The sequence below is a fragment of the Paraburkholderia atlantica genome (assembly GCF_009362785.1).
Classification (GTDB): Bacteria; Pseudomonadota; Gammaproteobacteria; order Burkholderiales; family Burkholderiaceae; genus Paraburkholderia; species Paraburkholderia atlantica.
The window spans coordinates 1-1,934 of sequence record NZ_WHNQ01000160.1 but is presented as its reverse complement, the minus strand read 5'-3'; the positions used below and the strand labels follow the sequence as shown (position 1 = coordinate 1,934).

3 protein-coding genes and 2 pseudogenes are annotated in these 1,934 nt (G+C 59.2%); 3 read left to right on the top strand and 2 right to left on the bottom strand.

Going from position 1 to position 1,934, the window contains the following annotated elements; genetic code table 11:
* The coding region (locus GCT19_RS41800) for a DDE-type integrase/transposase/recombinase (protein ID WP_152855073.1) at nt 1-337 on the top strand (337 nt) is incomplete at its 5' end.
* A gap of 234 nt (nt 338-571) precedes the next feature.
* Here GCT19_RS41800 and GCT19_RS43165 read toward each other — a convergent pair.
* Both GCT19_RS43165 and GCT19_RS41790 read right to left on the bottom strand, forming a co-directional pair.
* A complete protein-coding gene (locus tag GCT19_RS43165; RefSeq protein ID WP_193727541.1) occupies nt 572-1,090 on the bottom strand; it encodes a DUF6398 domain-containing protein in 519 nt (172 codons plus the stop codon).
* Between the two features lie 23 nt (nt 1,091-1,113).
* The gene (locus tag GCT19_RS41790; protein WP_152855072.1) at nt 1,114-1,467 is read right to left on the bottom strand and encodes a hypothetical protein; all 354 of its coding nucleotides are present in this window, start codon (nt 1,465-1,467) and stop codon (nt 1,114-1,116) included.
* Nucleotides 1,468-1,496: 29 nt separating this feature from the next.
* On the opposite strand from GCT19_RS41790, the pseudogene GCT19_RS44275 reads away from it, so the two are divergent.
* Together GCT19_RS44275 and GCT19_RS41780 are read left to right on the top strand one after the other, a co-directional pair.
* A pseudogene (locus GCT19_RS44275) lies at nt 1,497-1,664 on the top strand (transposase domain-containing protein); the annotation flags it as partial.
* Between the two features lie 61 nt (nt 1,665-1,725).
* A pseudogene (locus tag GCT19_RS41780) lies at nt 1,726-1,934 on the top strand (IS256 family transposase); the annotation flags it as partial.

Sequence of the window (1,934 nt, the reverse complement as noted above, 5' to 3'; positions counted from 1 at the left end):
GCGGTTCTTTGAAAAGGCGATCGCCCATAATGGTACGCCAGAGACCGTGACCATCGACAAAAGCGGCTCCAATCTGGCCGCACTGGATGCGGTGAATGCCGATCGCGAGACGCCGATCAAGGTCCGTCAGATCAAGTACCTGAACAACATTGTCGAACAGGACCATCGGGCTATCAAACGCCGGAGCCGGCCGATGCTGGGATTCAAGAACTTCCACCGTGCGAGGGTCATTCTCGGCGGCATCGAGGTAATGCACATGATCAGGAAAGGACAGATGAAATGTGCGGGCAAAGACCCGCCGTCTGCTTCCCAGCAGTTTTACTCCCTTGTGTCATAAGCAATACTTATCATATCGACATTTCTCGTCCCGACACCCTTGCTGCAACAGAACCGTCTTCAGTCTTGCCTTGTAAGGCATGAAAGCTCGCTCGTCGGATAGATCACCCGACTCTTTCTACCCGACCCACGGCCGCCGCGCAAGCGGCCCTCTTGAACAAAGCCGCGCAAAGGGAAATTGCTACGTCGCAGCGTCGCAAGTGAAGTACAAACGGGGCTCGGGATTTTGCGCGAACTACCGTTCTTCGCCTGGAACGAACGGGATGACACCCAGCCGGAAGGCTTCTTCCTGCAAATTGCGCGGGATGCGGCGCGCGTCGACGATCATGCCATTGATTTCGATAAGCCAGACGAGCGGATTTCTGTCGAGCTGACTGGGAAGTGACCAGCGAGGATCGAGCTGGCCGATCTTCAGAAGGTTCAGAATTGCTCCTGAGCGGGCCGAACCGGTCTGGGCGCTTAGCCCGAAATGCTGGCACAGTGCATCGGCACGCATGTGGGGTTTCTGGGACTTGTCGAAAAGGAAGTTGACTCTCCCGATCGCGTAGGCCACGCCGCAGGCCCAGGAGCGCGCAGGACCGGTCACCAGTGGCGATGGCCGCTTGCGGCACAGGGTGGCAACGAGACGTCGGCAGAGGTCGCGGTATTCATCCGTCAGGTGTTGCGCACAAAAGGCGTCGGTAAGCGCAATGATCTCGTCATACCGGTCTTGCATGGCGGCCGGCACTCGCTCGCCGCGAAAGGTTGGCTTCATGGGATTCGCGCGATCCGTATGAGTCAGTTACCCAGCTCGGCGAGCCCATGAACATCGCCCTCCCGCTCGACCAGGCGCAGCCGCGTATCCAGCTTCTCGCTGCTGCCGTCAAGCAACCGGTCAACCAGGGTCCGGTCGTTCGCCTTGCCAAGCATGTTGTGTAGTCCCAGGTATGCCACGAGAAGGTGGTACATTGCGCAGCGCAAATCATCACGTTCGTCCCGGCAGCGCCGGGCGTGGCGATGCAGATCCGCAATGGCGAGCCCGAGTTTTTCACCGACATACGAAAGCGGTATGCCGTCACGATCCTGTCGCGACGTGTAGGCGGGGCCATTGGCGCTCAGGGGAAGATCGGCATCATCCGGGATCTGGGGCATTGCGTGTCTCCGTAGCGGTGCTGCATGACAGTCTCGTGCTGACGTGTTGTGCCTGCGGTGTCGAACCGTACGACTACCTGTTGCACGTACTCAGGGAGCTGCCGCAGCGTCCACCGGACGCCGACGTGACACGAGCTATTGTCGAATCTGGTGTACAGCGGGAGCGGCGGGAATTTGAGAAGGCGGTGGCGGTCTAGCTGAGAATGTTGCTTGTCAAAGGCACAACCAGCGAACCCGAGAAGGCCGGACCCGACCACCATGAAGAAGATTACGCAAGAAGCGAACAGCAGTAAAGCGCAAACGAAAAGCGTGCTAGATGAGCTGATCCAGCAAGGCGCGCGGCAGATCATTCAGCAGGCAGTCGAGGTGGAACTGGCGACCATGCTCGAACAGTACAGCAACGTGAAGTCGATCGACGGCCGGCGTGCCGTGGTGCGCAACGGCTACCTGCCCGAGCGCGAGGTCGT

Excerpts from the sequence above, each read along its gene's own strand:
- GCT19_RS43165 (WP_193727541.1), bottom strand. The coding sequence starts at position 1,090 with ATGAAGCCAACCTTTCGCGGCGAGCGAGTGCCGGCCGCCATGCAAGAC.
- GCT19_RS41790 (WP_152855072.1), bottom strand. The coding sequence starts at position 1,467 with ATGCCCCAGATCCCGGATGATGCCGATCTTCCCCTGAGCGCCAATGGC.